Below are 5,452 nucleotides of genomic sequence, written 5' to 3' on the forward strand. Positions count from 1 at the left end.
AAAGAAATTTTCGAAAAAGAGCTTGACGGGTTGAAGAGGTGCTGTAGAATGCGCGCCTCGGTTGAGACGAAGGCTTAACCAAACGCTCTTTAACAAGTTGAATCAAGCAATTCGTGTGGGTGCTTGTGATAGTAAGACTGATGATCGCAAGATTATCAGCAACACAAGTAACACTCGTGAATTCGAGAGTTTATTTGCGATTGCTGAGCCAGGTTTAGGGTTTTCTCAAAACCCAAGCAGTATTGAACTGAAGAGTTTGATCATGGCTCAGATTGAACGCTGGCGGCAGGCCTAACACATGCAAGTCGAGCGGATGAAGGTAGCTTGCTATCTGATTCAGCGGCGGACGGGTGAGTAATGCCTAGGAATCTGCCTGGTAGTGGGGGACAACGTTTCGAAAGGAACGCTAATACCGCATACGTCCTACGGGAGAAAGTGGGGGATCTTCGGACCTCACGCTATCAGATGAGCCTAGGTACGATTAGCTAGTTGGTGAGGTAAAGGCTCACCAAGGCGACGATCGTTAACTGGTCTGAGAGGATGATCAGTCACACTGGAACTGAGACACGGTCCAGACTCCTACGGGAGGCAGCAGTGGGGAATATTGGACAATGGGCGAAAGCCTGATCCAGCCATGCCGCGTGTGTGAAGAAGGTCTTCGGATTGTAAAGCACTTTAAGTTGGGAGGAAGGGCAGTAAGTTAATACCTTGCTGTTTTGACGTTACCAACAGAATAAGCACCGGCTAACTTCGTGCCAGCAGCCGCGGTAATACGAAGGGTGCAAGCGTTAATCGGAATTACTGGGCGTAAAGCGCGCGTAGGTGGTTTTGTAAGTTGGAGGTGAAATCCCCGGGCTCAACCTGGGAACTGCCTCCAAAACTGCATGACTAGAGTACGGTAGAGGGTGGTGGAATTTCCTGTGTAGCGGTGAAATGCGTAGATATAGGAAGGAACACCAGTGGCGAAGGCGACCACCTGGACTGATACTGACACTGAGGTGCGAAAGCGTGGGGAGCAAACAGGATTAGATACCCTGGTAGTCCACGCCGTAAACGATGTCAACTAGCCGTTGGGTTCCTTGAGAACTTAGTGGCGCAGCTAACGCGATAAGTTGACCGCCTGGGGAGTACGGCCGCAAGGTTAAAACTCAAATGAATTGACGGGGGCCCGCACAAGCGGTGGAGCATGTGGTTTAATTCGAAGCAACGCGAAGAACCTTACCTGGCCTTGACATGCTGAGAACTTTCCAGAGATGGATTGGTGCCTTCGGGAACTCAGACACAGGTGCTGCATGGCTGTCGTCAGCTCGTGTCGTGAGATGTTGGGTTAAGTCCCGTAACGAGCGCAACCCTTGTCCTTAGTTACCAGCACGTTATGGTGGGCACTCTAAGGAGACTGCCGGTGACAAACCGGAGGAAGGTGGGGATGACGTCAAGTCATCATGGCCCTTACGGCCAGGGCTACACACGTGCTACAATGGTCGGTACAAAGGGTTGCCAAGCCGCGAGGTGGAGCTAATCCCATAAAACCGATCGTAGTCCGGATCGCAGTCTGCAACTCGACTGCGTGAAGTCGGAATCGCTAGTAATCGTGAATCAGAACGTCACGGTGAATACGTTCCCGGGCCTTGTACACACCGCCCGTCACACCATGGGAGTGGGTTGCTCCAGAAGTAGCTAGTCTAACCGCAAGGGGGACGGTTACCACGGAGTGATTCATGACTGGGGTGAAGTCGTAACAAGGTAGCCGTAGGGGAACCTGCGGCTGGATCACCTCCTTAATCGAAGATCTCAGCTTCTTCATAAGCTCCCACACGAATTGCTTGATTCACTCGCGAAAGGCGATTGGGTTTAGACCCGAGAGTTAGACGATTGGGTCTGTAGCTCAGTTGGTTAGAGCGCACCCCTGATAAGGGTGAGGTCGGCAGTTCGAATCTGCCCAGACCCACCAATTGTCACGGGGCGTGGCCAGTCAGACGATGGGGCCATAGCTCAGCTGGGAGAGCGCCTGCTTTGCACGCAGGAGGTCAGGAGTTCGATCCTCCTTGGCTCCACCACTTAACTTGATTCGCCGAAAGCTCAGAATTGAGCATCTACCGAGGTTTCGGTTGGGATGTTGAATTCTGGTCTTTGCGCCAGAACTGTTCTTTAAAAATTTGGGTATGTGATAGAAGTGGCTAATTAATTACTTTCACTGGTAATTAATTAAGCTGAGGTAAAATTTGCGAGTTCAAGCGCAAGTTTTCGGCGAATGTCGTCTTCACGTTTGAGACAGTAACCAGATTGCTTGGGGTTATATGGTCAAGTGAAGAAGCGCATACGGTGGATGCCTTGGCAGTCAGAGGCGATGAAAGACGTGGTAGCCTGCGATAAGCTTCGGGGAGTCGGCAAACAGACTTTGATCCGGAGATCTCTGAATGGGGGAACCCACCCAGCATAAGCTGGGTATCATGCACTGAATACATAGGTGTATGAGGCGAACCAGGGGAACTGAAACATCTAAGTACCCTGAGGAAAAGAAATCAACCGAGATTCCCTTAGTAGTGGCGAGCGAACGGGGATTAGCCCTTAAGCTTCTTTGATTTTAGCGGAACGCTCTGGAAAGTGCGGCCATAGTGGGTGATAGCCCTGTACGCGAAAAGATCTTAGAAGTGAAATCGAGTAGGACGGAGCACGAGAAACTTTGTCTGAATATGGGGGGACCATCCTCCAAGGCTAAATACTACTGACTGACCGATAGTGAACCAGTACCGTGAGGGAAAGGCGAAAAGAACCCCGGAGAGGGGAGTGAAATAGAACCTGAAACCGTATGCGTACAAGCAGTGGGAGCCCACTTTGTTGGGTGACTGCGTACCTTTTGTATAATGGGTCAGCGACTTATATTCAGTGGCGAGCTTAACCGAATAGGGGAGGCGTAGCGAAAGCGAGTCTTAATAGGGCGTTTAGTCGCTGGGTATAGACCCGAAACCGGGCGATCTATCCATGGGCAGGTTGAAGGTTAGGTAACACTGACTGGAGGACCGAACCGACTCCCGTTGAAAAGGTAGCGGATGACTTGTGGATCGGAGTGAAAGGCTAATCAAGCTCGGAGATAGCTGGTTCTCCTCGAAAGCTATTTAGGTAGCGCCTCACGTATCACTCCAGGGGGTAGAGCACTGTTTCGGCTAGGGGGTCATCCCGACTTACCAAACCGATGCAAACTCCGAATACCTGGAAGTGCCGAGCGTGGGAGACACACGGCGGGTGCTAACGTCCGTCGTGAAAAGGGAAACAACCCAGACCGTCAGCTAAGGTCCCAAAGTTGTGGTTAAGTGGTAAACGATGTGGGAAGGCTTAGACAGCTAGGAGGTTGGCTTAGAAGCAGCCACCCTTTAAAGAAAGCGTAATAGCTCACTAGTCGAGTCGGCCTGCGCGGAAGATGTAACGGGGCTCAAACCACACACCGAAGCTACGGGTGTCACGTAAGTGACGCGGTAGAGGAGCGTTCTGTAAGCCTGTGAAGGTCAATTGAGAAGTTGGCTGGAGGTATCAGAAGTGCGAATGCTGACATGAGTAACGACAATGCGAGTGAAAAACTCGCACGCCGAAAGACCAAGGGTTCCTGCGCAACGTTAATCGACGCAGGGTGAGTCGACCCCTAAGGCGAGGCTGAAAAGCGTAGTCGATGGGAAACGGGTTAATATTCCCGTACTTCTAATTACTGCGATGGGGGGACGGAGAAGGCTAGGCCAGCTTGGCGTTGGTTGTCCAAGTTTAAGGTTGTAGGCTGAATTCTTAGGCAAATCCGGGAATTCAAGGCCGAGAGCTGATGACGAGTTATCTTTTAGATGACGAAGTGGTTGATGCCATGCTTCCAGGAAAAGCCTCTAAGCTTCAGGTAATTAGGAATCGTACCCCAAACCGACACAGGTGGTCGGGTAGAGAATACCAAGGCGCTTGAGAGAACTCGGGTGAAGGAACTAGGCAAAATGGCACCGTAACTTCGGGAGAAGGTGCGCCGGTGAGGGTGAAGTATTTACTACGTAAGCCCATGCCGGTCGAAGATACCAGGCCGCTGCGACTGTTTATTAAAAACACAGCACTCTGCAAACACGAAAGTGGACGTATAGGGTGTGACGCCTGCCCGGTGCCGGAAGGTTAATTGATGGGGTTAGCGAAAGCGAAGCTCTTGATCGAAGCCCCGGTAAACGGCGGCCGTAACTATAACGGTCCTAAGGTAGCGAAATTCCTTGTCGGGTAAGTTCCGACCTGCACGAATGGCGTAACGATGGCGGCGCTGTCTCCACCCGAGACTCAGTGAAATTGAAATCGCTGTGAAGATGCAGTGTATCCGCGGCTAGACGGAAAGACCCCGTGAACCTTTACTGTAGCTTTGCACTGGACTTTGAGCCTGCTTGTGTAGGATAGGTGGGAGGCTTTGAAGCGTGGACGCCAGTCTGCGTGGAGCCATCCTTGAAATACCACCCTGGCATGCTTGAGGTTCTAACTCTGGTCCGTTATCCGGATCGAGGACAGTGTATGGTGGGCAGTTTGACTGGGGCGGTCTCCTCCCAAAGAGTAACGGAGGAGTACGAAGGTGCGCTCAGACCGGTCGGAAATCGGTCGTAGAGTATAAAGGCAAAAGCGCGCTTGACTGCGAGACAGACACGTCGAGCAGGTACGAAAGTAGGTCTTAGTGATCCGGTGGTTCTGTATGGAAGGGCCATCGCTCAACGGATAAAAGGTACTCCGGGGATAACAGGCTGATACCGCCCAAGAGTTCATATCGACGGCGGTGTTTGGCACCTCGATGTCGGCTCATCACATCCTGGGGCTGAAGCCGGTCCCAAGGGTATGGCTGTTCGCCATTTAAAGTGGTACGCGAGCTGGGTTTAGAACGTCGTGAGACAGTTCGGTCCCTATCTGCCGTGGACGTTTGAGATTTGAGAGGGGCTGACCTTAGTACGAGAGGACCGGGTTGGACGAACCTCTGGTGTTCCGGTTGTCACGCCAGTGGCATTGCCGGGTAGCTATGTTCGGAAAAGATAACCGCTGAAAGCATCTAAGCGGGAAACTTGCCTCAAGATGAGATCTCACTGGAGCCTTGAGCTCCCTAAAGGGCCGTCGAAGACTACGACGTTGATAGGTTGGGTGTGTAAGCGCTGTGAGGCGTTGAGCTAACCAATACTAATTGCCCGTGAGGCTTGACCATATAACACCCAAACAATTTGCGTGTTAGATGTGAAGATGAAGTAAGCCGAAAGCTTGCAGGACTCGCAATCCAGTCACATACCCAATTCGCTGTAGCGTCTAAACCACGATGCAGCAACCGAATTGCTTGACGACCATAGAGCGTTGGAACCACCTGATCCCTTCCCGAACTCAGAAGTGAAACGACGCATCGCCGATGGTAGTGTGGGGTCTCCCCATGTGAGAGTAGGTCATCGTCAAGCTCCTATCCCAAACCCCCGAC

At 51.8% G+C, this 5,452-nt stretch carries 2 tRNA genes and 3 rRNA genes; all 5 read left to right on the forward strand.

Annotated features, from left to right (window positions below):
- Nucleotides 1–244: 244 nt before the first annotated feature.
- The 5 genes from CK486_RS17625 to rrf all read left to right on the forward strand — a co-directional run bounded on the left by CK486_RS17625 (nucleotide 245) and on the right by rrf (nucleotide 5,432).
- Nucleotides 245–1,781 (forward strand): 16S ribosomal RNA (locus CK486_RS17625).
- 93 nt (nucleotides 1,782–1,874) lie between these two features.
- Nucleotides 1,875–1,951 (forward strand) — tRNA-Ile (locus tag CK486_RS17630).
- 30 nt (nucleotides 1,952–1,981) lie between these two features.
- A tRNA-Ala gene (locus tag CK486_RS17635) sits at nucleotides 1,982–2,057 on the forward strand.
- A 242-nt stretch (nucleotides 2,058–2,299) separates the two neighbouring features.
- Nucleotides 2,300–5,191 (forward strand): 23S ribosomal RNA (locus CK486_RS17640).
- 125 nt (nucleotides 5,192–5,316) lie between these two features.
- Nucleotides 5,317–5,432: ribosomal RNA gene (gene rrf / locus CK486_RS17645) — 5S ribosomal RNA — on the forward strand.
- Together the 16S, 23S and 5S rRNA genes with 2 tRNA genes alongside form the textbook arrangement of a ribosomal RNA operon.
- The last annotated feature ends 20 nt before the right edge of the window (nucleotides 5,433–5,452 follow it).

Origin of the sequence: Pseudomonas sp. HAR-UPW-AIA-41 (genome assembly GCF_002304225.1) — a bacterium.
In the GTDB taxonomy this organism is placed as follows: Bacteria; Pseudomonadota; Gammaproteobacteria; order Pseudomonadales; family Pseudomonadaceae; genus Aquipseudomonas.